At 68.9% G+C, this 23,715-nt stretch carries 22 protein-coding genes; 7 read left to right on the forward strand and 15 right to left on the reverse strand.

Annotated elements, in window-relative coordinates; all coding sequences use genetic code 11:
• The first annotated feature begins 7 nt into the window (after positions 1–7).
• Both SPHPHY_RS0116170 and SPHPHY_RS0116175 read left to right on the forward strand, forming a co-directional pair.
• Positions 8–727 carry an ABC transporter ATP-binding protein gene (locus SPHPHY_RS0116170; RefSeq protein WP_043130111.1) on the forward strand — a complete coding sequence of 240 codons (720 nt, stop codon included), beginning with the start codon at positions 8–10 and terminating at the stop codon, positions 725–727.
• Positions 724–3,213, forward strand: a complete 2,490-nt coding sequence (locus SPHPHY_RS0116175) for an ABC transporter permease (protein WP_022687731.1) — start codon at positions 724–726, stop codon at positions 3,211–3,213. Before SPHPHY_RS0116170 ends, SPHPHY_RS0116175 begins: the two co-directional genes overlap by 4 nt.
• Before the next feature lie 2 nt (positions 3,214–3,215).
• On the opposite strand, the gene SPHPHY_RS0116180 is transcribed toward SPHPHY_RS0116175, so the two are convergent.
• Positions 3,216–3,911: a FadR/GntR family transcriptional regulator gene (locus SPHPHY_RS0116180; RefSeq protein ID WP_022687732.1), complete on the reverse strand. Its 696-nt coding sequence runs from the start codon at positions 3,909–3,911 to the stop codon at positions 3,216–3,218.
• A 215-nt stretch (positions 3,912–4,126) separates the two neighbouring features.
• Between SPHPHY_RS0116180 and SPHPHY_RS0116185 the strand changes: the two genes are divergently transcribed.
• Genes SPHPHY_RS0116185 through SPHPHY_RS0116195 form a run of 3 tightly spaced genes read left to right on the forward strand, consistent with a single transcriptional unit; the run spans position 4,127 to position 8,324 of the window.
• Complete coding sequence (locus tag SPHPHY_RS0116185) at positions 4,127–5,296, forward strand: HlyD family secretion protein (RefSeq protein WP_022687733.1); 1,170 nt, start codon at positions 4,127–4,129, stop codon at positions 5,294–5,296.
• A 2-nt stretch (positions 5,297–5,298) separates the two neighbouring features.
• Positions 5,299–6,882 (forward strand): MDR family MFS transporter, encoded by a 1,584-nt coding sequence (locus tag SPHPHY_RS0116190; RefSeq protein WP_022687734.1) that lies wholly within the window; start codon positions 5,299–5,301, stop codon positions 6,880–6,882.
• A complete protein-coding gene (locus SPHPHY_RS0116195) occupies positions 6,882–8,324 on the forward strand; it encodes an efflux transporter outer membrane subunit (RefSeq protein ID WP_022687735.1) in 1,443 nt (480 codons plus the stop codon). Before SPHPHY_RS0116190 ends, SPHPHY_RS0116195 begins: the two co-directional genes overlap by 1 nt.
• Here SPHPHY_RS0116195 and SPHPHY_RS21040 read toward each other — a convergent pair.
• The 9 genes from SPHPHY_RS21040 to coxB form a co-directional block, all read right to left on the reverse strand.
• Positions 8,310–9,008 carry a TetR/AcrR family transcriptional regulator gene (locus SPHPHY_RS21040; RefSeq protein ID WP_022687736.1) on the reverse strand — a complete coding sequence of 233 codons (699 nt, stop codon included), beginning with the start codon at positions 9,006–9,008 and terminating at the stop codon, positions 8,310–8,312. The two genes, SPHPHY_RS0116195 and SPHPHY_RS21040, sit on opposite strands and share 15 nt — an antisense overlap.
• Positions 8,921–9,610, reverse strand: coding sequence for a Crp/Fnr family transcriptional regulator (locus SPHPHY_RS0116205; RefSeq protein WP_231370436.1), 690 nt, complete (start codon positions 9,608–9,610; stop codon positions 8,921–8,923). The genes SPHPHY_RS21040 and SPHPHY_RS0116205 overlap by 88 nt, the downstream gene beginning before the upstream one ends.
• Before the next feature lie 23 nt (positions 9,611–9,633).
• A complete protein-coding gene (locus SPHPHY_RS0116210; RefSeq protein ID WP_196802181.1) occupies positions 9,634–9,975 on the reverse strand; it encodes a response regulator in 342 nt (113 codons plus the stop codon).
• A gap of 38 nt (positions 9,976–10,013) precedes the next feature.
• Entirely contained in the window at positions 10,014–11,570 is a 1,557-nt protein-coding gene (locus SPHPHY_RS21045) for a sensor histidine kinase (RefSeq protein ID WP_051148331.1), read from the reverse strand.
• A gap of 105 nt (positions 11,571–11,675) precedes the next feature.
• Entirely contained in the window at positions 11,676–12,737 is a 1,062-nt protein-coding gene (locus tag SPHPHY_RS0116220; RefSeq protein ID WP_022687738.1) for a c-type cytochrome, read from the reverse strand.
• A complete protein-coding gene (locus SPHPHY_RS0116225) occupies positions 12,734–13,300 on the reverse strand; it encodes a cytochrome c oxidase assembly protein (RefSeq protein WP_231370437.1) in 567 nt (188 codons plus the stop codon). The genes SPHPHY_RS0116220 and SPHPHY_RS0116225 overlap by 4 nt, the downstream gene beginning before the upstream one ends.
• Entirely contained in the window at positions 13,297–13,704 is a 408-nt protein-coding gene (locus SPHPHY_RS0116230) for a hypothetical protein (RefSeq protein WP_022687740.1), read from the reverse strand. The genes SPHPHY_RS0116225 and SPHPHY_RS0116230 overlap by 4 nt, the downstream gene beginning before the upstream one ends.
• Positions 13,701–16,226 (reverse strand): cbb3-type cytochrome c oxidase subunit I, encoded by a 2,526-nt coding sequence (locus SPHPHY_RS0116235; protein ID WP_022687741.1) that lies wholly within the window; start codon positions 16,224–16,226, stop codon positions 13,701–13,703. Before SPHPHY_RS0116235 ends, SPHPHY_RS0116230 begins: the two co-directional genes overlap by 4 nt.
• Positions 16,223–17,200, reverse strand: coding sequence for a cytochrome c oxidase subunit II (gene coxB, locus SPHPHY_RS0116240; RefSeq protein WP_419554975.1), 978 nt, complete (start codon positions 17,198–17,200; stop codon positions 16,223–16,225). Before coxB ends, SPHPHY_RS0116235 begins: the two co-directional genes overlap by 4 nt.
• 68 nt (positions 17,201–17,268) lie before the next feature.
• Between coxB and SPHPHY_RS0116245 the strand changes: the two genes are divergently transcribed.
• On the forward strand, positions 17,269–18,846 hold the full coding sequence (locus SPHPHY_RS0116245; RefSeq protein WP_022687743.1) for an alpha-amylase family glycosyl hydrolase: 1,578 nt from the start codon (positions 17,269–17,271) through the stop codon (positions 18,844–18,846).
• A gap of 49 nt (positions 18,847–18,895) precedes the next feature.
• Entirely contained in the window at positions 18,896–19,900 is a 1,005-nt protein-coding gene (locus SPHPHY_RS0116250; RefSeq protein WP_022687744.1) for a glycosyltransferase family 4 protein, read from the forward strand.
• 59 nt (positions 19,901–19,959) lie between these two features.
• Here the strand turns inward: SPHPHY_RS0116250 and SPHPHY_RS0116255 are convergent, their stop codons facing one another.
• The 5 genes from SPHPHY_RS0116255 to cyoC all read right to left on the reverse strand — a co-directional run bounded on the left by SPHPHY_RS0116255 (position 19,960) and on the right by cyoC (position 23,713).
• Positions 19,960–20,490, reverse strand: a complete 531-nt coding sequence (locus SPHPHY_RS0116255) for a response regulator transcription factor (protein ID WP_022687745.1) — start codon at positions 20,488–20,490, stop codon at positions 19,960–19,962.
• Positions 20,487–21,785 carry an ATP-binding protein gene (locus tag SPHPHY_RS0116260; RefSeq protein ID WP_022687746.1) on the reverse strand — a complete coding sequence of 433 codons (1,299 nt, stop codon included), beginning with the start codon at positions 21,783–21,785 and terminating at the stop codon, positions 20,487–20,489. The genes SPHPHY_RS0116255 and SPHPHY_RS0116260 overlap by 4 nt, the downstream gene beginning before the upstream one ends.
• Positions 21,786–21,960: 175 nt before the next feature.
• Entirely contained in the window at positions 21,961–22,659 is a 699-nt protein-coding gene (locus SPHPHY_RS0116265) for an SURF1 family protein (RefSeq protein ID WP_022687747.1), read from the reverse strand.
• Positions 22,659–23,081: a cytochrome o ubiquinol oxidase subunit IV gene (gene cyoD, locus SPHPHY_RS0116270; protein ID WP_022687748.1), complete on the reverse strand. Its 423-nt coding sequence runs from the start codon at positions 23,079–23,081 to the stop codon at positions 22,659–22,661. Before cyoD ends, SPHPHY_RS0116265 begins: the two co-directional genes overlap by 1 nt.
• Positions 23,081–23,713 (reverse strand): cytochrome o ubiquinol oxidase subunit III, encoded by a 633-nt coding sequence (gene cyoC / locus SPHPHY_RS0116275; protein WP_028057018.1) that lies wholly within the window; start codon positions 23,711–23,713, stop codon positions 23,081–23,083. The genes cyoD and cyoC overlap by 1 nt, the downstream gene beginning before the upstream one ends.
• Between the last annotated feature and the right edge of the window lie 2 nt (positions 23,714–23,715).

Consider the following 23,715-nt stretch of genomic DNA (forward strand, 5'->3'; position numbering starts at 1 on the left):
CACGTTTGTGACCGGCCCATCATCCCCCCCTGATAGCGCGCCGATCGTCGCGCGCAACGTGCGCCTCGCGCTCGGCAAGCCGCCGGCGCGAGTCGATATCCTGCACGGAATCGACCTGACGGTCGCGGCGGGCGACACGGTCGCACTTCTCGGCGCCTCCGGTTCGGGCAAGTCATCGTTGATGGCGGTGCTCGCCGGGCTGGAACGGCCGACTGCGGGCGAGGTGCGCGTCGTCGGGCGCGACTTCGCGGCTTTGGACGAGGATGCGCTGGCGGTGGCGCGGCGTGGACGGATCGGCATCGTGCTCCAGGCCTTTCACCTGCTGCCGACGATGACCGCACTGGAGAATGTCGCCGTGCCGCTGGAACTCGCGGGCGACGCTGACGCGTTCGAGCGGGCGCGCACCGAACTCGCCGCCGTTGGCCTGGGTCAACGGCTCGATCATTATCCCGCGCAGCTCTCGGGCGGGGAGCAGCAGCGTGTCGCGATTGCGCGTGCGCTGGTCTCGCGCCCGGCGCTGCTTTTCGCCGACGAGCCGACCGGTAACCTCGATACGGCCACCGGAGCGGCGATCATGGACCTGCTGTTCACCCGCGCGATCAACGCAGGAACGACGATGCTGGTCATTACACACGATCCGGCGCTGGCGGCGCGGTGCGCGCGCGTCGTCGAGCTGGCCGACGGGCGCATCGTCGCCGATCGACGGCACGTGACGATCGAGACGTGAGCACGGCGCTCACCCTGGCGCTGCGCGACTTGCGGCGCGGCGGGCGTGGGCTGCTGTTGCTCGCGATGTGCCTGTTCCTCGGCACCGCCGCGCTCGCCGGGATCGGCAGCCTGTCCGCCGCGATGCTCGCCGCGCTTGATGCACAGGGTCGCACGATGCTGGGCGGCGACGCCGAACTCGTCGTTTCGCAACGCCGCGCCACGCCGGAGGAACTCGCCGCCTTCGCCGCGGCCGGGCCGGTCGCCGAAGTCGTCTCGTTGCGCGCGATGGCGCATGCCGGCGCCGACAGTGCGCTGGTCGAGTTGCGCGGCGTCGACGGCCGCTGGCCACTGGTCGGGCGTTTCCGCCTTGCCCCCGGCGCGCTCGCCGCCCGACCCCACGGACGCGAGGTGGCGATCGCCCCCGCTTTGGCGGAGCGGCTGCGCGTCGGCGTCGGCGATACGCTGCGGCTCGGCACCACACCGTTCCGGGTCATCGGTCTGATCGCCGAGGAGCCGGATCGACTCGGCGCCGGCTTCGCACTCGGCAGCCCTGCGCTGGTCGACATGGCCGGGCTTGACGCCAGCGCGCTGATCCAGCCCGGCAGTCTCTACCGGAGCGGCTATCGCATCGTGCTGCCCGCGCGCGCCACGGCCGAGGCGACGGCCAGCCGACTGGCGGCGCGCTTCCCCGGCGCAGGCTGGACGCCGCGCACCACCGATAATGCCGCACGCGGCCTGCGTGGCGGGATCGCGACGTTAGGCCAGTTCCTGCTGCTGGTCGGGCTCGCCGCGCTGGCGATCGCGGGCGTGGGTGTCGGCAGCGGCGTCGCGGCGTATCTGGCGGCGCGAACGAAGATGATCGCGACACTGAAGGTGCTCGGCGCGCGCTCGCCATTGATCGCGCGGCTGTTTCTGATCGAGCTGGGGATCGTCGGCGCCGCGGGAACGCTGCCCGGGCTGGTGCTGGGCGCCGCAGTGCCTTGGATCGTCGTACGCATCGCCGGCGCCGCGTTGCCGATTGCACCGCGGCTCGCGCTTTACCCGCTACCGCTCGCCACGGCCGCGGCTCTCGCGGTCCTCGTCGCATTGCTGTTCGCGCTGCCCGCGCTGGCGCAGGCACGACGCGTCCCCGCCGCGACGCTGCTGCGCGACGCATTGGCCGACGCCGGTCGCCCGTCGTGGCGCGTGCTTGCGGCGATGGCGCTGCTGCTGGCCTTGCTCGTCGCCTTGGCGGTGCTGTCGGCGAGCGACCGGTTGCTGGCACTCGGCTTTGTCGCGGCGATCGCGGCGCTGGTAGCGGCGCTCTGGGCGATCGGCATTGCGCTGCGGCGTCTGCTCGCGCGCCTGCCGCGCCCGCGTCAGGCGCTGCCCCGACTGGCGCTGGCGAACCTTCACCGCCCCGGCGCGGCGACCGACCGACTTGTCGTTGCGCTGGGGCTCGGCTTCTCGCTGTTCGTCGCGCTGGCGGTGATCGACTCGAGCCTGTCGGCCGAGCTGCGCGGCAGTGCGCCTGCTCGGGCGCCCCGCTTCTTCGCCGCGGACGTGCCGGCGGAGGAAGCCGCGACCTTCCGTGCCGCCGTCCGCACCGCCGCACCGACGGCGCGGATCGAGGCGGTGCCGTCGCTCCGCGGCGCGATCGTCGCGATCAAGGGTGTTCCGGTCACACAGCTCAAGACGCTGCCCGCCGACGCCTGGGTGCTGCGCGGCGACCGCACGCTTACCTGGTCGGCGACCGTGCCGCCGCGCAACCAGGTGGTTGCCGGGCGCTGGTGGCCGGCCGACTATCGCGGGCCGCCGCTCGTCTCGATCGAGGATCGTGCGGCACAGGCGCTTGGGTTGAAGATCGGCGACGCGATCACCGTATCGGTGCTCGGCGTCGACGTCCCGGCGCGGATCGCGGCGCTGCGCAAGATCGATTGGCAAGGGCTCGGTCTCAACTTCGCGATCGTCTTCTCGCCCGGCTATATCGAGGAAGCGCCGCACAGCCTGCTCGCGAGTATCTACGCCCCCCCGACGCACGACGGCGCGATCGCGCGTAGCGTCGGCGCGGCGATGCCATCGGTGACACTGATCCGGACCGGTGACGTCATCGGGCAGGTGTCCGCGCTGCTTGGGCAGATCGCCACCGCGGTGCGCGTCGCCGCAGCGGCGACGGTGCTCGCCGGGCTGGCGGTGCTCGTCGGCGCGGTGGCGGCGTCCGGACGAGCGCGCCGCTACGATGCCGTGGTGCTCAAGCTGCTCGGCGGCAGCACGCGGCAGGTGCTGGCCGCACAGGCGATCGAATATGCGCTGCTCGCCGCGCTGCTGTCGGCCGTCGCGCTGGCGGCGGGCGGGGCGGCGGGCTGGTATGTCGTGACCCACGTCTTCGACATGCATTGGGCACCTGATCCGATGCGCGTCGCGCTGACGCTCGGCGGCGCCAGCCTCGTCACGCTCGGCATCGGGGTGGCGGGCAGCGTGCCGGCGCTACGCGCGCGTCCGGCACAGATGTTGCGGACGCTATAGCGTCACCGGGCGGTCGGTTCGATCAGCGTCAGTACGTTGACGATCAGCCCGCGCATTGCCGCATGCGCGCCTGCGGCGTCGCCGGCGACGATCGCGTCGCGTACCGCGGTGTGTTCGGCGATGTTCGCGCTGCGCCCGGCGATCTGGTTGGTGAAGCGGATCGAGGTCCGCAGCGCGGTGCTCACCATCTCGCGGAATTGCACGAAGAACGGATTGTTGGATGCGCGCAGCACCGCGACGTGGAAGGCGATGTCGGCATCCAGCGTGTCGTCCTCGCCACGCTCCGCGGCCACCATCCGCGCCAGTCCTGCGGAGATAGCCGCCTGCTGCTCCGGCGTGCCGCCGCGCGCCGCCAATGCGGCGGCTTCGGGTTCGACGCCGATGCGAAGTTCGTTGAAGTGGCGAAGCAGGTCGATCGATGCCTCGCGCTCCAGCAACCAGCGTAGTACGTCGGGGTCGAGCAGGTTCCATGCATCCTGCGGCAGTACGAACGTGCCCTGCTTCGGACGAGCGCCGAGCAGCCCCTTCGCGGCCAGCATCTTCACCGCCTCCCGCGTCACGGAACGGCTGACGCCGTGCTCGCGCACGATGTCCGCTTCGTTCGGAAACGGCCGATCGACATAGTCGCCGACCACGATCGCGCGCCCCAGCTTTTCATGTAATCCGTAGGTCAGGTTGCGACCGAAAGCATGCTGCATCGGCGATTGTCTCCCCTCCGCGCCTGCACGGCACGGCATCGCGATGGGAGAGCGTATCGGCTGCGACACGCCGCTGCGAGCACATTCGGCAATCATCGCATTTTTGCGGCATGTTGCACCGCGGCACTTGAAGCATCCCGCTAAGCGGACATATTGTCCGCTTCCAACGACTCGCGGCATCATCCGCGAGCCGTCATTGTTGCTGGACCGAATATATGGCGGAAGAGGCTATATCCCCGAGCGAGCCGCACGGGCAGGCGCAGACCGACGCCGCACCCGCGCCGCGCCGTCGGCTCAGCGGCCGCGCCAAGGTGATCCTTATTGCCGTTGCGCTCGTGGTATTGATCGGCAGCGCGATCTGGTACGTGCAGTACAAGGCCCACGGCCAGTACATGCAGGAAACCAACGACGCGCAAGTCCGCGCCGACATGGTGACGGTCGCGCCGCGTGTCGCCGGCTATGTCGCCGAAGTGTTCGTCGCTGACAATCAGGACGTTCGTGCCGGCCAACCACTGGTGCGGATCGACCCGCGGAACTCGCGCGCGCAGGCTGCGCAGGCGGAGGCGCAGATCGCGGTCGCCGACGCGCAGGCCGATAGCGCACGCGCCCAGGTTCGCGAGCAATATGCCGCGATCGACCAGGCGCGCGCGCAGCTCGCCTCCGCGCGCGAGAAGGCCGCGCACGACGCGGCCGAAGTCGCCCGTTACCGACCGCTCGCCGCTTCGGGCGCCGAAACGCGTCAGCAACTCGCCCAACTGCAGCTCGCCGCGCGCCAGTCCGCGCAGGCGGTCCGCGCGCAGGACGCCGCGGTCGCGATGCAGCAGCGTCGCGTCGCCACGTTCGAGACGCAGGTGAAGCAGGGCTTGGCGCAGGCGCAGGCAGCGCGCGCGCAGCAAAGCGCCGCCGATGTCGATCTCAACGCCACGCTGATCCGCGCTGCGATCAATGGGCGCGTTGGCGATAGGACGGTCGAGGTCGGCCAATATGCCGGCACCGGTACGCGGCTGATGTCGCTGGTGCCGCTCGACAAGCTCTACATCACCGCCAATTTCAAGGAAACGCAGCTGGCGCTGATGCGTCCCGGCCAGCCGGTCGAGATCAAGGTCGATGCGCTGGACGGCATCGCGCTGAAGGGCCGCGTCGCCAGCTTCTCGCCGGGAACGGGCGCGCAATTCTCATTGCTGCCGCCGCAGAACGCGACCGGCAATTTCACCAAGATCACGCAGCGCGTACCAGTGCGCATCGCGCTGGAAGCGACTCCGCAGACCCGACGCCTGCTGGTGCCCGGCCTCTCGGTCGAAGTGACGGTCGATACCAGCAGCGCCAAGGACGATATCGAGCGGTTGCGCGACGAGCAGCGCAAGGCGAACCGGCAGGAGCGCTGAGCGTGGCGAGCGCCGCTCCCCCCGCCAGCGGACACGCGCGGGCCGATCTGCCCGCGGGCGGCGCCGAGCGGGCGGACCTCGCCGCATGGCTGGCGGTCGCGGCGGGCACGCTCGGCGCCTTCATGGCGACGCTGGACATCTCGATCGTCAATTCGTCGCTGCCGACGATCCAGGGCGAGATCGGCGCCAGCGGCACCGAAGGAACGTGGATCGCGACCGCCTATCTCGTCGCGGAGATCGTCATCATCCCGATGGCCGCGTGGTTGGAACGGCTGCTCGGGCTGCGCACCTTCCTGCTGATCGCCGCGGTGCTGTTCACGATCTTCTCCGTGATCTGCGGCACTGCCGACACGTTGCCGCAGATGATTTTCGGGCGGATCGGCCAAGGCTTCACCGGCGGCGCGATGATCCCTACCGCGCAGACGATCATCGCCCAGCGCCTGCCACGCTCGCAGCAACCGATCGGCATCGCTGCATTCGGGATGACCGCGATCCTCGGCCCGGTGCTGGGGCCATTGGTCGGCGGCTGGCTGACCGAGAACATCAGCTGGCACTATGCCTTCTTCCTCAACCTGCCGATCTGCGGCATCCTGGTCCTGCTGCTACTGATCGGCCTGAAGCACGAGCCGTCGCGGCTGCATCTCTTCCGTGAGGCGGACTGGCTCGGCATCGCCGGGCTGGCGCTCGGCCTCGGCGGGCTGACGGTGTTCCTCGAGGAAGGGCAGCGCGAGCAGTGGTTCTCCTCCGAGCTGATCCGCTACATGTTCGCGGTCACCGTCCTCGGCTTCGGACTGCTGATCGCCGGGCAGTTCCTTGCGCGCCGCCCGGTCATCAAGCTCCGGCTGTTGCTCGACCGGCAGTTCGGGTCGGTGGCGGTAATGGGGCTGGTGCTCGGCGTCGTCCTCTACGGCACGTCCTACGCGATCCCGCAGTTCCTCGCCGCGATCGCCAATTACAACGCGCTGCAATCCGGCAAGGTCGTGCTGCTCGCCGGCATACCCAGCTTCGTGATGATGGCGATCGTCCCGATCCTGCTGGTGCGCGTCGACATCCGGGTCGCGGTGGGGGCGGGATTGCTCATCATGGGGGCGTCGGCGCTGCTCGACGCGAACCTGACGATCGACTCGGTCGGCAGCGACTTCACCGAATCGCAGTTGCTGCGCGGCGTCGGCCAGATCCTGGCGATGCTGTTTCTCAGCCAGGCCGCGATCCGCTCGGTCCCGCCTTCCGAAGCCGGTGACGCGTCCGGGCTCTTCAGCGCGATGCGCAATCTGGGCGGCAGCTTCGCGCTGGCCGGCATCGCGATCATCCAGGACCAGAGGTCGTGGTTCCACGCACGCCGGATCGAGGAAACGCTCAACGCCAATTCGGTGCACGTGCAGGATTACATGGCCGCAACTGCCCGGTCGCTCGGCGGGCCGCAAACGGCGCTTCGCGCGCTGGGGCAGCAGATCCAGGGGCAGGCGCTGGTGATGACCTACAACGACATCTTCTGGATCATGGGCATGGGCACCTTGGCGGTGCTGCCGCTGGTGATGTTCCTCCGTCCGCTTCCCAAGGGCGCCGCGCCGGCGGCGATGCATTGATGCGCCATCTCGCTTCCCTCCTCACGCTCGCGCTGCTCGGCGCGTGCACCGTCGGCCCGAACTACAAGGGGCCGCCCGCCGTCGCCTCCGACGCGGCGACGCGCGGCACGTTCGTGCGCGCACAGGACAACGCGCTTACACCCGCTCCCGGGCTGGCGCGCTGGTGGGAACCACTCGGCGATGCGACGCTGACCGCCCTGGTCGACGATGCGCTTGCGCACAGCCCGACGATCGACGCCGCTGCGGCAAACCTGCGCGCCGCGGAAGCGCAATACCGGCAGCAGCGCGCCGCCCGCCTTCCCAGCGTCAGCGCCAGCGGAGTCTATCTCGACGCTCGCCTTCCCGGCACCGCGCTGGGCGGCGCGAGCGACGGCGGCAGCGGCGACACCTCGCTCGAATTCTACAACCTAGGCGGCATGGCATCATGGGAACCGGACCTGTTCGGTGGCGGTCGCCGCGCGCTCGAACAGCGTCGCGCCACCAGCGAGCAGCGTTTCGCGCAACTCGCCGACGCGCAGGTCACGCTCTCGGCGCAGGTGGCGCAGGCCTATGTCGGCTTGCGCGACGCACAGGCACGCGCAGCGCTGAATGCGCAGTCCAGCGCCTTGCAACGCCGCCAGCTTGCGCTCGTGCAGCAACGCTACACCGCCGGCACCGCCTCCGCTTTGCAGGTCGAACGGCTCCAGAACCAGCTTAACAGCACCGATGCGCAGACCATCCCGCTCGCCGCGCAGATCGACGAATACAAGGGTCAGCTTGCGATCCTGACGGGTCGCGCGCCCGGCGCGCTCGATGCGACGCTCGCGCCCATTGTGCCGGTGCCGCTTCCACCCGCGCAGGTGCCGATCGGCAATCCCGCGACACTGATCGCGCACCGCCCCGATATCCGTGCGGCCGAGCGCGCGCTGGCGGCGGGCAATGCGCAGATCGGCGTCGCCACCGCGCGGAAGTTCCCGTCGCTCAAGCTGCTCGGCGTCGTCGGGCTCGGCGGCACCGGAATCTCCGACGTGCTCGATCCGTCGAAGCTGGCAACGGTGGCTGCGCCGATGCTCAGCTGGTCGTTCCTGGATTTCGGGCGGAACCGCGCCGCCGTGCGCCAGGCGGAGGCGCAGCGCGACGCCGCGGAGGCGCAATACCGCCAAACCGTGCTGGAGGCGTTGCAGGATGCCGAGACCAGCCTGTCGCGCTTCGGCAACACGCGCGCGCAACTGGCGCAGTTGCTGCTCGCCGAGCAATCCGCCGCGCGCGCTGCCCGCCTGAACGGACAGCGTGTCGAAGCCGGGACCAGCACGCTCGTCGATCAACTCGACATCGAGCGTCAGCGCCTCTCCGCGGCGATCGCGGCCGAGCAGGGCCGTGCGCAGCTCACCGGAAACTACATCGCGATCCAGAAGAGCCTCGGGCTCGGCTGGGCCGAGCCGCCGGCTTCAGCGCGGCCGTAGCCCGACGGTCACCAGCGCCAGCGCCTCGTCGAGCAGCGCATCACGGCGCGTGGCCGGGGCCGGCATGATGATCGCGCCCAGCATCCGCATCGCCAGCATCAGTTCGCGCGCGCCCAGCCCCTCCGCCAGCGTCCCCTCGCGATGGGCCTGCGTCGCCAGCGGCTCGAGCAATCCTTCCAGCCGCTCGCGCAGGCCGTCGAACGCCGCGCGATCCTCGCCGTCCAGCGGCATGTCGATCGCCAGCCGCGCGAACAGCCGCGTCGCGTCCGCACCCTCGATCACGATCCGCGCCAACGCCCGGTCGAGCGGCAGATCGACATCGACCAGTCGCCCGAGCCGATCGACCTCGCGCTCCAGCACCGCGAGCGCCAGCGCCATCCGATCCTTGAAGTTGCGGTAGAAGGTCCCGCGCCCGACCCCCGCGGCATCGGCCACCTCCTCCAGAGGCACGAAATAGCCGGAGCGCGCGAAGCATATCCGCGCCGCCTCGATCAGCGCCGAACGCCGCGCGAGCGCATCGCGACGCCGGGTGCGTGGACCCTCGCCACCGGTACCGTCCTCTTCGCTGCCGCGGGCGTCGCGCCCGTCCGCGGTGCTCAGCGTGCGGAAACGCGCAATGGCGAGTGGCCGATCTTGCGCGCCAGCCCGGCCGGATCGCTCAACCGCACATGCCCGACCCGCCATTGCAGGTCCCCTTCGCGACGCGCCTGTTGCAACATGCGATTGACGTGCACCGACGTGAGCCCCAGCGCGTCGGCGAGCGTCTCCTGCGTCAACGGCAGGTCGAACCCGTCGCCCGCGACCGTCCCGCTCAGCGTCAGCCGCTCATGCAATTCCAGCAACAGGTCGGTGATCCGCTCCTGCGCATTCAGGCGCCCCAGCCGCGTGATCTGCGCCAGCAGATGTCCCTCGTCCATCGCACGACTGATCGCATAGGCGACATGCAGCGGCGAACCCGGCTCGGCAGCCGGTAACGGGCACACCGTCACGTCCGACATCGCTATCACGGTCGCCACCGCCAGCGCATGTGGATGTTCGGAGGAGCCGATCAGGTCGCCGGGCAGCAGGAAGCTGAGGAACTGCCGTCGCCCATCGGGCAGCAGCCGCACCCGTGCCGCCCAGCCGGACAGCAGCAGCAACGGCTCCTCGATCTCGCGCCCCTCGGTCACGATGTCGCGCCGCGGGCGGACGCCGCGGGCGAGTGCCAATGCCGCGGTCAACGCAGCGACCGCCGGGCCGTCCAGCGGTGCAAGCGCCATCAGGCGGGTCAGCGCCGGCTCACGCATTTCGCTGCGCAATTGTCCCCTGATCATCGGACTTCCTCCATCCCGCATAGTGCGTGTACCGCCGCGATCACTGCATCGCTGTCGAACGGCTTGGCCAGTAGCGGAACATTCCGCAGCGGCTCGGGCAACGTCCAGGCGTCATAGCCGGTCAGAAACAGAAAGGGCACACCCAGCGCCTGCAACCGTTCCGCGACCGGAAAAGACATCGCGCTGCCGAGGTTCACGTCGAGCAACGCCACATCCACGCGCTCTCGTTCGACGATCGCGAGCGCGTCGGCCAGTCGACCGACCGGCCCGACCACCTCCACGCCTTCCGCCTGCAGCACACGCTTCAGGTCGGACGCGATGAAATACTCATCCTCCACGATCAGAAGGCGTCTGCCTGACAGAGTGCCGTTGATGGTCAGAACGTGTTCCCTTCCTCGTGCAGCGGCATCGCAATCGAACAGCGTACGCCACCGCCCGCGAACGCCAACTGCGTTTGCGCACCATATTGATATGGCAACGCTTCGCAGATCAGTTCCGTACCAAAACCCTGTCGATTCGGCGAGATAGCGATTACCGGCACGCCCCGCTCCGCCCACGTGAGGTGCACGCCACGCGTTCCGTCGTCTGCGACGTCGGTGGACCAGACGATCTCCAGTGCGGCGCCCGGCACCTTCAGCGCGCCATATTTGACGGCGTTGATCGCCAGTTCGTGCACTGCGAGCCCGATCGCCTCCGCGGCGCGCGGCGGCAACGGCACATCCGGGCCGGACAGCGACAAGGCCTCGCCATCCGCGACGCCCACGCTCAGCAGTTCGTCGCGGATCAGGTTCTCCAGATCGACATGCCCGCTGGCCGTCTGCGTCACGATCGCCTGCGTACGCGCCAGCGCGTCGAGCCGCCCGCGGAAATGGTCGGCGACATCCTCCAGCGCCCCGCCCGTGTCCGCGGTCCGCGCGAAGACCGAGCGTACCACCGTCAGGATGTTGCGCACGCGATGCTGCAATTCTGCGACCAGCCGTCGCTGCCGCTCCTCCAGCAGGTGCAGGTCGTGGACGTCGGTCGCCGCACCGAACCAGTGCGTCACGCTTGATTCCGCATCGCGCATCGGTGCCTGCCGCATCAGGAACCAGCGATAGGCGCCCTCGCGTCCCCGAATCCGCATCTGCCGTTCCAGCGGCTCTCCGTTGCTGTACGACCGCCGGAACGCCTGCTCCGCCCCGGCGCGATCGTCGGGATGAACCGCGTCCAGCCAGCCCCATGCCGCGATCTCGTCTTCGCTCTGCCCGGTCAGCTCGGCCCATTGGCTGTTCGACATCTTGTTGTGCCCGGCGCCATCGGTCCGCCACAGGATCGCCGGCACCAGTTCGATGCTGACGCGCCGCATCTCCTCGCTCTCACGCAGCGCCAGTTCGGCACGCTTGCTGTAGAGCGCCTGCACGATGGCGGGCGCGAGTTCCTCTACCGCCAGCCGATCGATCTCGCGGAAGCCGCCGGGTCGGTTACCCAGTCCAATCACGCCCACCAGCCGCCCCTGCCGGTGCAGCGGCACGCCCAGGAACGAGGCGAGCGGGGGGTGTCCGTGCGGCGTACCGATCGCATCGGGGTGGCGCGGCGCGTCGTTGGCGATCAGGCTGGCGTCGTCGTGGATCACACGCCCGTACAGCCCATGCAGGTCGAGATGCGTCGGCAACGTCTCTGGCCCGAGCCCCGGCCACATGCGGTGGAACACCGCCCATGCGCGATCGCTTATCGCCAGGTCGTGGAGCTTGTCGCCCGTCGGGGTCATCTCGGCCATGAAGCTGAATTCGGCGCCGGTGACGTCCTCCGCCACCGCCAGACAAAGCCGCCCCAGCGCCTCCTCGGATGTCGCGCCCAGCGCTTCGTGGAAAATGCGGTTGATCGCCTGCAACACCGCATTCTTCCGCGCGAGCGTCGCCAGCAGGTCGCTCTCGTCGTGCAGCCCGAGCGTCAACCTGGCCTCCTCGCTTCGTGTCCGCCGTCCCCGCATTCCGGGACGACTCGCGTCAGCGTCGCTGACCCAAACTGACGATCTCCCCGCGACGATGCAAGCGGGTGATCAGCGGCCTTCGCCGGCCAGATAGCGCGCAAGCGGATCGATCAACTCCTCGGGGATCCGGCGGGCGATCACCGGCATCACGTTTTGCGGCAATCGCGCGTCGATCTCCTTGCCATCGCCCTTCCAGTACCGCAACCGCGCCGCGATGTAACCGGCGCGCTGTCCCGCGAGCACCGGCTGCGGCTTGCCCGCGCCGTGGCAGCTTGCGCACGCCGGCAACTGCCGCTCGGGCAAGCCTCGCTGGACGATGACCCGCGCCCGCCGATCGCCCCGCGGCCTAGCGCCGAGCCCCGGCAACGCCGCGAAGTGCGTCGCCAGCGTCCGGCGCTCGGCGGCGGTCAGCGTCGCCGCCACATTCCCCATCACCGCGCTCGCCCGACGTCCGTCGCCATATGCGGCCAGCGCCGCTTCCAGGTAACCGGCGTGTTGCCCACCGAGGACGGGGATATCCGGCTGCCCGCGTCCACGCCCGTCGCTGCCGTGACATGCGACGCAGCCGGCCAGCACGTTGCTACCCAGCGCACGCACGTCGGTGGTGCCCGCTCCCTGTGCCTCGCCACCAAGCGCACGATATTGCGCCGGCGTCATGCCGGGCAAGCGGCGGACGAACGCAACCATGCGCCGGATCTCGTCGTCACGCCCCGCCGCGCCCCACGCCGGCATCCCGGAATATTTCACGCCGTGCCGCAGGATGTAGAACAACTGCCCGTCGGTCCACGCGCGCGCGTTGACGGACAGATCGGGCGCGGGCGGCATCGCCTTCTGCATCACTGGCGAAGGGCGTTGTCCCGGTGCGCCGTGGCAGCTGGCGCAGGCGGCGGCGAAATGCCCGGCCGCACTCACCAGCCGGCCGTCGGTTACGATCGGATCGTCCGGCGAATCGAAGAAGCTGTGGGTCTTCACCGAATTGCGCATCGTCCAGTGCAGGAACCATTCGGTTGCCGCCCAATGCCCCGACGACGCGGCGATGTTGAAGATGCCCGACCACGCGAACAGCAGCCCCGCCGCCGCCAGCGTCATGAGCGCCGCGAACGCGCGTTTCCATGTCACCCGGATCGTCATGCCGCCGCGCGCTCCTTCAACAACGTTCCCAGCAGCGCCAGGCCGCCCAGGCAATAGGCCGCGCCGCCTGCCACCAGCATCACCACCCCGCCGAGTTGCTGGTCGGCCAGCGCGTCCAGCCCAGGCGCGGGATGCATTGCCATCATCGCATAGAGCGGCCGCGGCGCGAGCCCGATCAGCGCACCCAGCAAGGTCATGTGCATCGACGTCAGCAGCAACGCCGCCACCCCCGCAGCGGGATGCGCCAGCGCCGCACGCCACAAGGCGATGCCGACACCCAGGAACATCGCTTGCTCGACCAGCGCCACGGCCATGTGCGCATCCGCAAGCGCGCGCACCGCGGGCGCGTGCCAGGCCCAGACCACGACGAACTCCACCATGGCCCAGCCGAGCGGCGCCCCACCGCTGCCGCCCCCGCCAACCCTCCGCTTCGCCAGCCCGAAGGCCAGGACCGGCGCGGCCACCGCCACCGCACCCATATGCGCGGCCATGTGCCCGGTCATGCCCAGCCCGGCGAACGCCAGCGCGGTCGTCGCCAGCGCGAGAAGCACCCCCGCGATCACCGGCAATCCGTCAGCATCAGCGCGGGCGCGGCGGTGAAGATCACCGCCACGAAGCTCAACCCCGCCAGCAGCAGCGTCGAGGTCGCGAGGAAGCGCAGGCGGTCGATATCGGTGCCCTCGTCGTGCGGCGCCGGGTCGCCGGGGGTGCGGGATTGCACCCACGCGATCCACCCGGATGCGACGATGATCGCCAGCGCCGCCACCGTCCCGATCACGAACGCTGTCGTGAAGCGCGGAAAGGCGCCTTGCTTCGCGCAGCTGACCGCCACCCACAGGTAGCAGAACAGGAAATGTCCCGCCCATACCCCTGGCGGGACGATCAGCGTCCACAGCGTGACGCGCAGCCCGCGGACGCGGTGCCGCAACCCCCGGCGCTCGGGGCCGTGCGGCGTCTCGTTCTTCATGCCGCCCCCGGAAAGAGGCCGATCGTGGCGTAGGTGACCAGCGCCGTCAGCGCCATGAAGTGCTGGTAGACGGTGATGTTACGCACGTCGGCATCGTATTTCGGGGTCATCTTGCCCGCCAGGCTGCGCGCCAGCGTGTAGAGCTGCATGATTGCGCCGACGCCGGCATGCGCGGTCGTCCAGATCACCAAGGTCCAGACGATCGCCGGATAGACGTGCAGCTTGGGCGCCAGGCCCGACAACCACGGTCCGGCCAGCCCGGCGCCGACCGCTGCCAGCGACGCCAGCGCACCCGCCGCCAGCAATCCCCGCGCCATGCCGACCGCGCCACGCGCATTCGTCTCGCGCGCCGCGACGGTCGTCAGCCATCCCGCCAGCGACACGCCAAGCGCGACCATCGGCCAGAACGTACCCGGCCCTTCCATCCCTACGCCGCTGGGCGGGAAGTTCTCATGCCGCGTCCAGAAGAAGAAATATCCGAACACCAGACCGGAAAAGGCGGTGGCGTCCGCCATCATCGTGATGAACATCGCCCACCAGCCGCTCGCCGAAACGCCGGAGATATAGAGCGGCAGCTCGATGCCGTGGCCGATCGCCTTGCTATCCTTCTCCGGGATTTCCGCGGTCCCGGTCCACAGCCACCACAGGATCATCGCCAACGTCACGACCGCACCGACGAGCGACGCCCAGTAAAGGTGATAGGTGGTCAGGATGAAGACGCTGCCCAGCGCGACCGCGGTCAGCATCGGCTTGATGCTCGGCCCGCCCAGCCGCACCACCTGCACGGGACGCGCATCGAGCACGCTGGTGACGATCGTCTCGCGCCGTCCCTCTTCGGCGTCCGGCAGGAAGAACCGCCCCTCATCGACCTTGGCGACGAAGTCCTTCTGATCCCAGATCGGATAACGGCTCTCGATCAACGGCACCGAACGGACACCCCAATCTTCGTCGTCGGGATGCGCCAGCCATTCCAGCGTGCCAGCATCCCACGGATTGCGCGGCGACTTCTTTCGTCGCGGGCTCAGCATCAGGTCGACGCACACGATCGCCACGCCGGTTGCGAACACCCACGATCCGATCGTCGAGGCCATGTTCAGCCCACCGATCCCCAGTTCCGCCGGATAGGTGAACACGCGCCGCGGCATCCCCAGCAGGCCGGAAAAGTGCATCGGAAAGAACGTCAGGTTCGCGCCGCCGAACAGGAACCAGAAAGCGGTGCGCCCCATCCGGTCGGACAGCTTCTTGCCGGTGATCAGCGACCAGTAATAATATAGTCCGCCGAACAGCGGGATCAGCGTGCCGCCGATCAGCACGTAGTGCAGGTGCGCGACGATGAAGTAGGTGTCGTGCGCCTGCCAGTCGAACGGTGCGATCGCCACCATCACGCCGGTGAGTCCGCCGATCACGAAGATCGCGATCGACCCCGTCACGTACAGCAGCGGCGTCGACCAGACCACGCGCCCGGCCCACATCGTCGCGATGAACGCGAAGATCTGAATGCCGGTCGGGATCGCCACCGCCTCCGACGCCGCCGAGAAGAACGCCAGGCTGATCTTGGGCAGCCCGGTCGTGAACATGTGGTGCACCCACAGCCCGAACGACAGGAACGCCGTGCCCACCGCCGCCAGCACGATCCACGGGTAACCCAGCAGATGCCGCCGCGCGAAGGTCGGCACGATCATCGCGAACAGCGCGATGGACGGCAGGAAGACGATGTAGACTTCCGGGTGGCCGAAGATCCAGAACAGGTGCTGCCACAGGATGGGGTCGCCGCCCTTGGCCTGGTCGAAGAACGGCCAGCCGAGCAACCGCTCCATCTCGAACAGCACGTCGCCCGCGATCAATGGCGGGAAGGCGAACAGGATCATCACCGCCACAACCAGGATGTACCAGGCGTAGAGCGGCATCAGGTTCAGCCGCATCCCCGGCGGGCGGCATTTCAGCACCCCGACAATCAGCTCCACCGCCGCCGCCACCGACGACACCTCGATGAAGCTGAGGCCCAGCATCCAGATGTCGGCGCCCAGCCCGCTCAGGTCGGTGCGGGTCGTGAACGGCGGATACATGAACCAGCCGCCATCCGGCGCGACGTTGAAGAAGATCGAGCCGGTGACGAACACGCCGCCGATCAGGAAACTCCAGTAACCGAACGCGGACAGTCGCGGGAACGGCAGATCGCGTGCGCCCAGCAGCTGGGGGAGCAGGATGATCGAGACCGCCTCGAACATCGGCACCGCGAACAGGAACATCATCATCGACCCGTGCAGCGTGAACAGCTGGTTGAAGGTCGCGGGTGAGACAAGGTCGTTGTCGGGAACGGCGAGCTGTGCGCGCATGATCATCGCCAGCACGCCCGCGAACAGCATGAAACCGAACGCGGTCAGCGTGTACCACACGCCGACCTGGTTGTTGTTCGTGTCGGTCCAGCGGAAGAACCAGCCGCTCGGCGGCTTCCACACCGCGCGCAGCCGCTCTTCCTGCGCGGCGCGAAGGGCCGGATCGTCCTGCGCGTGGAGACTCATTTCAACTGCTCCAGCCAGCGCGCGATCGTCGCGGCGTCATCGTTCGTCATCTGCGGATAGGTGGGCATCCGCGCGCCGGGCTTTACGGTCGGGGCATGCCTGATGAAGCGCACCAGGTTGGCCTGCGTCATCGGCTGGATGCCGGCGCCCAGCGCGGCGCGCGTCCCGATATGCGTCAGGTCCGGCCCGATCGCGGCCGCGGACAGCCCGCGTACCTGATGGCATCCGCCGCAACCGTTCGCCGCGAACAATCGGGCGCCGTCACCGCCGACGCGCGCCGGCGCGCGCTGTCCCGCCAGCCACGCGTCGAATGCCGCGGGCTCCATCGCGACGACATCGAACGCCATCAACGCGTGGCTCAGGCCGCAGAACTCGGCACACTGGCCGCGAAAGCGCCCGGCACGCGTCGCGTGGACGACCAGCTTGTTCGTGCGCCCCGGCACCATGTCCATCTTGCCGGCAAGCCCGGGCACCCAGAAACTGTGGAGCACGTCGCCCGCCTCCAGCAGCAGTTCGACGTTCCGGCCGACCGGCACGCGCACTTCGTTGGCGCCGTCGACCGGAATCGCGCCCGACGGCTGGTATCGGACCCGCCACCAGAATTGCTCGCCTTCGACCTTAATGCGCAGGTCGTCGGCCGCTACCGCGATCGGCCGCATCGCCGGCAACGTGGACACCAGCAACGTCAGCAGCACGACGGTCGGCACCACCCCGCCCGCCCACAGCACCAGCCGCATCCCCTGCCGGTGGGTAAGCGCGCCCTCGCGCGATCGACCGGCGACGATCATCAATCCGGCAAGTGCGGTGGCGATCACCACCGCCCCCAGCACCATCCATCCCGTCAGCCCGGCCAGCCACGCCGCCTCCCTGCCGAACGTCGTAAACGCCGATTGCCGCCCCGATCCGAAAATTGTCGCCCCCTGCCAGTGCCAGACAAAGGTCGGTTGTGCAGCGTTGGTTCCTGCGGCGACGATGACGAATTGTTGCTCTGCTTGCCGCCCGTCGCCGCGGATCGTCTGCGACAGTGCACGGTTATCCCGGCATGACCGAACGACACGAACATCCCTGGTGGGAAAGCGGCACCGTCTACCAGGTCTATCCGCGCTCGTTTCAGGACAGCGACGGCGACGGAATCGGCGATCTCGCCGGGATCGAACGTCGGCTCGACCACATCGCGCGGCTGGGCGTCGACGCGATCTGGCTGTCGCCGATCTTCCCGTCGCCGATGGCCGACTTCGGCTATGACGTCGCCGATTATTGCGCGATCCATCCGATGTTCGGCGATCTCGCCGCCTTTGACCGGCTGCTTGCCGCGGCCCATGCCCGTGGACTGAAGCTGCTGCTCGATTTCGTCCCGAACCATACGTCGGACCAGCATCCGTGGTTCGTGGCGAGCCGCTCGTCGCGCACCGATCCGAAGCGCAACTGGTACGTCTGGCGCGATCCCGCCCCTGACGGCGGGCCGCCCAACAACTGGATCAGCGACTTCGGCGGCTCGGCGTGGGAGCATGACCCGGCCAGCGGGCAATATTATCTGCACGCCTTCCTGCGCCAGCAACCCGACCTCAACTGGCGCAATCCGGCGGTCAAGACCGCGATGTTCGACGCGATGCGCTTCTGGTTCGAACGTGGCGTGGACGGCTTTCGCATCGACGTACTGTGGCACATCGTGAAGGCGGCGGACTTCCCCGACAATCCGGCCAATCCCTATTGGCGCCCCGGCATCACCGAGCGTGACCGGCTGATCCAGCAGCATTCCACCGACCAGCCGGAGGCCCATGCGATCGCCGCGGAGATGCGCAAGCTCGCCGACGGATATGGCGCCAAGGGTCAAGGGCGCGTGCTGATCGGCGAGATCTTCCTCCCCAACGATCGCCACGCGCGCTGGTTCGGCACCGCCGACCGCCCGCAGGTCCACCTGCCGTTCAACTTCCAGTTGATCGAGAATGCGTGGGAAGCCGCAACGCTGCGGGAGATGATCGCCGCGTACGAGGCGTCGCTGCCGCCGCACGGTTGGCCGAACTGGGTGATCGGCAGCCACGACGCCCCGCGCATCGCGGCGCGGATCGGCGAAGCGCAGGCCCGTGTCGCCGCAATGCTGCTGCTCACGCTGCGCGGTACGCCGACACTGTACCAGGGCGACGAACTCGGGATCGGCAAGGTCGATATCCCGCCCGACCGTGTCCGCGATCCGCAGGAATTGCGCCAGCCCGGCATCGGGATCGGCCGCGACCGGTCACGCACGCCGATGCCATGGGACGATACCGCGCAGGCCGGCTTCTCCACCGCTGAGCCGTGGCTGCCGCTCAACCCGGACTGGCGGACCCGCAACGTCGCGGCGCAGGAACGCGATCCGGCATCGATGCTGACGCTCTATCGCCGACTGCTGGCGCTGCGGCGGGCGCATCCCGCGCTCGCGGTCGGCGACTTCCGGTTGCTTGATGCCGCGGACGGCGTGCTCGCCTATGAGCGATGCCGTGGCGACGCGGTGCTGCGGGTGGCGCTCAACCTGACGGATGCACCGAAGCCGCTGCCTTTTACCGGCGCGGTCCTGCTGTCGACGCTCGACGGCGCGCGCGGCGACACGTTAGGTGCGAACGAGGGCATCATCTGCCAATAGCGTCGCCACGGTGTGGACCCGGCACGGGAAGCCGAAGGGATTGTTACCAATGAAGATCGCCATGCTTGCCCCGATCGCGTGGCGCACGCCCCCGCGCCACTACGGACCGTGGGAGCTGGTGACGCACCTGCTGACCGAAGCGCTCGTCGAACGCGGCGTCGACGTCACGCTGTTCGCCACGCTCGACAGCGTCACCGCTGCCACGCTCGACGGCGTGGTACCGGCGCCTTATTCCGAAGACCCGAGCGTCGACGCGAAGGTGTGGGAACATCGCCACCTGTCGCACCTGTTCGCGCAGGCCGACCGCTTCGATCTCATCCATAACCAGGCCGACTTTCCGGCCCATGCATTCGCGCCTTTGGTCGACACGCCGATGGTCACCACCATCCACGGCTTTTCCTCGGATCGCATCCTGCCGATGTACGCGCCGTTCCAGGATCGCGTGCATTACGTAGCGATCAGCGATGCGGACCGCCATCCGGACCTGCGCTACGCCGCCACGATCCACCATGGCATCCCGCTCGACGACTTCCGCTTCGATCCGGTCGGCAGCGACGACCTGTTGTTCTTTGGCCGCCTCCACCCCGACAAGGGTGCCGCGGAGGCGATCGCCGCCGCCCGTGCCGCCGGCCGCGCGCTCGACCTGTACGGGATCGTGCAGGATCAGGGCTATCACGATCGCGCCGTGGCACCCGAACTCGACGCACGGATCCGCTACCACGGCGCGGTCGGCGGGGAGGCGCGAATCGCGGCACTCGGCGGCGCGCGGGCGCTCCTCCACCTCATCAACTTCGACGAACCGTTCGGATTGTCGGTGATCGAGGCACTGGCATGCGGCACGCCCGTGATCGCAGCGCGCCGCGGCTCGATGCCCGAGCTGATCGACCATGGCGTCACCGGTTTCCTGGTCGACAGCCCCGCCGAAGCAGTCGACGCGATCGAGCGCGCCGGCGAGATCGAGCGCGCCGCCTGCCGCCGCGCGGTGGCCGAGCGGTTCAGCGTGGGGCGGATGGCCGACGCCTATATCGCGCTCTACCGCGATATCCTCGGCTGAGGCGGCCGCGGGCCGCATCGGCAGCGCGTGCTCGCTTGGGTGCCGTCCCGCCCGCGTCCTTACAGATGCCGTTTGCCCAGCTTCCGCGCCAGCGTCCGACGATGCATACCCAGCCGTCGCGCCGCCTCGGACACGTTGAACCCGCAATCCGCCAGCGTCTGGTGTATATGCTCCCATTCCAGCGTGCGCAGCGAGGTGGGCGGCGCGACCAGCTCGACCGACGCGTCACCTTCCTCACCCGCCTGGAACGCCGCCTCGATATCGTCGGAATTCGCCGGCTTCGACAAATAGTTGGTGGCACCCAGCTTCACGGCCTCCACGGCGGTCGCAATGCTGGCGAAGCCGGTCAGCACCACGATCCGCATCGCCGGATCCAGCGCGTGCAGGCGTGCCACGCATGTCAGGCCCGACGCATTGCCCAGCCGCAGGTCGACCACCGCATGATCGGGGCGCAGCGCGGCGACGGTCGCGTCCAGTTCCTCCGGGTCGGTGATCGCGCGCACCTGATAGCCGCGCCGCTCGAACGAGCGCGCCAGCGTCCGCGCGAGCACCTCGTCGTCCTCGATGATCAGCAGCCGCCGCTCGGTCATGCCCCCTCCTCCGGGATCGAGATCGCGGCGATCGGCAGCGTCAGCGTCACCTCGCCGCCCCCGCCGTCGCGATTGCGCGCCGACACGGTGCCCCCCAGCGTTCGCAGCACGTTTACCGCGAGGAACAGCCCCAGCCCGGCACCGCGCCGCGTCTTGGTGCTCAGGTAGGGCTTGCCGAGCCCGTCGAGGATCGCGGGCGCGAAACCGCGCCCGTCGTCGCGCACCGACAGCACCAGCCGGTCGCCGTCCCACCACGCGCACAGTGCCACCTTCCGCCCGCCCGCCTCCACGGCATTGTCGAGCAGGTTGGTGATCGTCTGCGCCAGCGCCCGGTCGGCAACGATCCGCGGGTCGCCGGTCATCAGATGTTCGTAGGCGGCCGCGACCTGCGTCTTGCCACGCCAGTCGCCGACGATCCCCGAAAGGAACGTCTTCAGTGTCGTGCGCACCGGCGCGTTGCCGCGCACCTCGCCGGATGCGAGCAGCACCTGGCTGAGGATGTCCTTGCAGCGCGTCACCTCGGTGCGCATGTCCTCGAGGTCGGCGAGCAGTGCCGGCGACGTGGCGATCGCCGGCTCGCGCCGCCAGTCCCCCAGCATCACCGCGATCGAGGACAGCGGTGTGCCCAGCTCGTGCGCGGCACCGCTGGCGAGCAACCCCATGCGTACGATATGCTCCTCCTCCGCCGCGCGCTGCCGTAGCGCTGCGAGCCGCGCATCGTGTTCGGAGACGTTGCGCACGATCCGCGTCACGAACAGCGCCAGCAACGTCGCGGTGAGCGTGAAGTTGAACCAGCTCCCCGCGACATACGGCCCTGACAATGACGAGGACCAGCCGGCGGGAAGCGCGAACGGCGGCGCGAAATGCGCCAGCCACGCGAACAGCGCGCTGGTCAGCGCGACCATCGCCCAGCTCGCATGCTCGCGTAGCAGCAGCGCGGCGATCACCACCTGAAGCAGGAACAGCGTCACGAACGGGTTGCCCACCCCGCCGCTCAGGTACAATTGCGTCGTCAGGCACGCCACGTCGACCAGCAGCGTCGCGAAGAGCGCGCCATAGGTAATCGGCCGCTGGCCCACGAGCTGCCCGATCGCGACGTTCAGCGCGACCAGCACCCCAACCGCGCCCAGCATCGGAGCGAGCGGCAGATGCACGCCGACAACGAAATGGACGAGCAGGATCGTGGCAAACTGCCCGCCGACCGCCAGCCAGCGCAGGATCGACAACAGCCGCACGTTGCGCCGCCCCGCATCCTCGCGCAGCCCGGTTCCGGCGATGATATCCGATGCGGCCATCACCGGTCCTTACGGCGGATCGGGCACATATTGCCAGCCGCGCATCAATGACGGACCGCGATCCCCGCATGAAGAAATCGGCGGCGCATTATGGGTCCGACGCCAGCCGACATTCCGGTTCCCGCCTCGGCCGAGTCCGGGGCGAGCGTCGACGCCGCTGCCCGGCAAACGTCTTCTAGCGTTCGTCCGCCACGTCCCGAACGCGCGCGATGCGCCACGCCAGGAACGCCATCATCGCCGCCAGCGTGAACCACGTCAGCGCATAGACGAGGTGGCTGTTGCGAAACTTGACGACCGTCAGCCCGCCGCGCGGCCATGGCGTGCCCGGCGCCGCATCGGCGTCGATGAAATATGACGCCACAGGCCCCAGCCGCCTCGCGCGCGCGATCGCGGCGACGTCGCGCGAATACCAGCGGTCAGCGGCGGGATCGTTGTCGCGCAGGAAGCCGCCGTCGGGCTCGGTGATACGCAACAATCCGGTGACCGTCGCGGTGCCGCGGGGGACCGGCAGTGCGGCGCGGCGCTCGGGTGGCACGAAGCCGCGGTTGACCAGGATCGTGCCAGAAGGCGTGTCCAGCGGCGACAGCGCCCAGAACCCGCCGCCGAGATCGGTCACCGCCTGCACGAACACCGGCGGCACCGCGCGCCACGTCCCGCTGGCGCGCAGGCGGCGGTAGGCATCGTCATCCGAAATCGCCGCCCCGCGTCCAGGCGGTGCCTCGGGGGCGGCGGCGAGGCGCGCCTCGACCCGCGCGATCAGCGCCAGCTTCCACGCACGACGCTCGACCTGCCAGACGCCCAGCGCCGCCAGCCCGATCGCCAGCAGCGCCGCTAGCGCGACAAGGGCGAATCGGGACCGGCGGCGCGTGGCCATCACATCCCGCCGCTCGATTGCTCCATCTGCATGCCGGGCATCATGTTCAGGTTCATGTGGTACATGACCCACAGCGATCCGGCGATCACGATCAACACGATGATCGCGGTGAAGATCAGCGCCAGCATCGTCCAGCCGTTCTCGGACTTGGTGTTCATGTGCAGGAAGTAGATCATGTGGACGACGATCTGCACCATCGCCAGCGCCATCACGATCCCGGCGGTGACGCGCGGATCGGTGATCACGCCGCTCATCACCAGCCCGAAGGCGGGCGCCGTCAGCAGCACCGACAGGATGAAGCCGATCCAATAGCCGCGGCGCGAGCCATGTGCCGCGCCGCCGTGATGATCGTGCGCGTCATGCGTGCCGTGCGCGCCGTGCACCGGCGAATGATCGTGACCGTGATGCGTCTCGGCGGCCATCAGCGCAGCACTCCCAGCAGGTAGACGAAGGTGAAGACGCCGATCCAGATGACGTCGAGGAAGTGCCAGAACAGCGACAGGCACTGCAACCGGCGCAGGTTCGCCGGCTCCAGCCCGCGGCGCATCACCTGCACCATCAACGTCACCAGCCAGATCAGGCCGAAGGTGACGTGCAGGCCGTGCGTACCGACCAGCGTGAAGAACGATGACAGGAATGCCGAGCGCTGCGGCCCCGCGCCTTCGTGGATCAGGTTGCTGAACTCGTAGAGCTCGATCGCGAGGAACGCCGCGCCGAACACGCCGGTGATCGCGAGCCAGCCGAGCACCGCGCCCTGCTTCTTCTCGTCGGCGTTGATCATCGCGAAGCCGTAGGTGATCGACGACAGCAGCAGCATCGTCGTGTTCACCGCCACCAGCGGCAGCTCGAACAGCTCCTTCGGCCCTGGCCCGCCGGCATAGCTGCCGCCGTAGACGCCGTACGCCGCGAACAGCATCGCGAAGATCAGGCAGTCGCTCATCAGATAGAGCCAGAACCCCAGCATCGTGCTGGCACCCGGCGGATGCTCGTGCTCGTCCAGATCGTAATAGGACGGAGCCTCCGTCCCCGGGGCAGTCTGCGTCGTCGTGCTCATCG

Origin of the sequence: Sphingomonas phyllosphaerae 5.2 (assembly GCF_000419605.1) — a bacterium.
Lineage (GTDB): Bacteria > Pseudomonadota > Alphaproteobacteria > Sphingomonadales > Sphingomonadaceae > Sphingomonas > Sphingomonas phyllosphaerae_B.

Excerpts from the sequence above, each read along its gene's own strand:
- SPHPHY_RS0116180 (WP_022687732.1), bottom strand. The coding sequence starts at position 3,911 with ATGCAGCATGCTTTCGGTCGCAACCTGACCTACGGATTACATGAAAAG.
- SPHPHY_RS0116185 (WP_022687733.1), top strand. The coding sequence starts at position 4,127 with ATGGCGGAAGAGGCTATATCCCCGAGCGAGCCGCACGGGCAGGCGCAG.
- SPHPHY_RS0116195 (WP_022687735.1), top strand. The coding sequence starts at position 6,882 with ATGCGCCATCTCGCTTCCCTCCTCACGCTCGCGCTGCTCGGCGCGTGC.
- SPHPHY_RS21040 (WP_022687736.1), bottom strand. The coding sequence starts at position 9,008 with ATGGCGGGTCGGGCATGTGCGGTTGAGCGATCCGGCCGGGCTGGCGCG.
- SPHPHY_RS0116205 (WP_231370436.1), bottom strand. The coding sequence starts at position 9,610 with ATGCGTGAGCCGGCGCTGACCCGCCTGATGGCGCTTGCACCGCTGGAC.
- SPHPHY_RS0116220 (WP_022687738.1), bottom strand. The coding sequence starts at position 12,737 with ATGACGATCCGGGTGACATGGAAACGCGCGTTCGCGGCGCTCATGACG.
- SPHPHY_RS0116230 (WP_022687740.1), bottom strand. The coding sequence starts at position 13,704 with ATGAAGAACGAGACGCCGCACGGCCCCGAGCGCCGGGGGTTGCGGCAC.
- SPHPHY_RS0116235 (WP_022687741.1), bottom strand. The coding sequence starts at position 16,226 with ATGAGTCTCCACGCGCAGGACGATCCGGCCCTTCGCGCCGCGCAGGAA.
- SPHPHY_RS0116245 (WP_022687743.1), top strand. The coding sequence starts at position 17,269 with ATGACCGAACGACACGAACATCCCTGGTGGGAAAGCGGCACCGTCTAC.
- SPHPHY_RS0116250 (WP_022687744.1), top strand. The coding sequence starts at position 18,896 with ATGAAGATCGCCATGCTTGCCCCGATCGCGTGGCGCACGCCCCCGCGC.
- SPHPHY_RS0116255 (WP_022687745.1), bottom strand. The coding sequence starts at position 20,490 with ATGACCGAGCGGCGGCTGCTGATCATCGAGGACGACGAGGTGCTCGCG.
- SPHPHY_RS0116260 (WP_022687746.1), bottom strand. The coding sequence starts at position 21,785 with ATGGCCGCATCGGATATCATCGCCGGAACCGGGCTGCGCGAGGATGCG.
- SPHPHY_RS0116265 (WP_022687747.1), bottom strand. The coding sequence starts at position 22,659 with ATGGCCACGCGCCGCCGGTCCCGATTCGCCCTTGTCGCGCTAGCGGCG.
- cyoD (WP_022687748.1), bottom strand. The coding sequence starts at position 23,081 with ATGGCCGCCGAGACGCATCACGGTCACGATCATTCGCCGGTGCACGGC.
- cyoC (WP_028057018.1), bottom strand. The coding sequence starts at position 23,713 with ATGAGCACGACGACGCAGACTGCCCCGGGGACGGAGGCTCCGTCCTAT.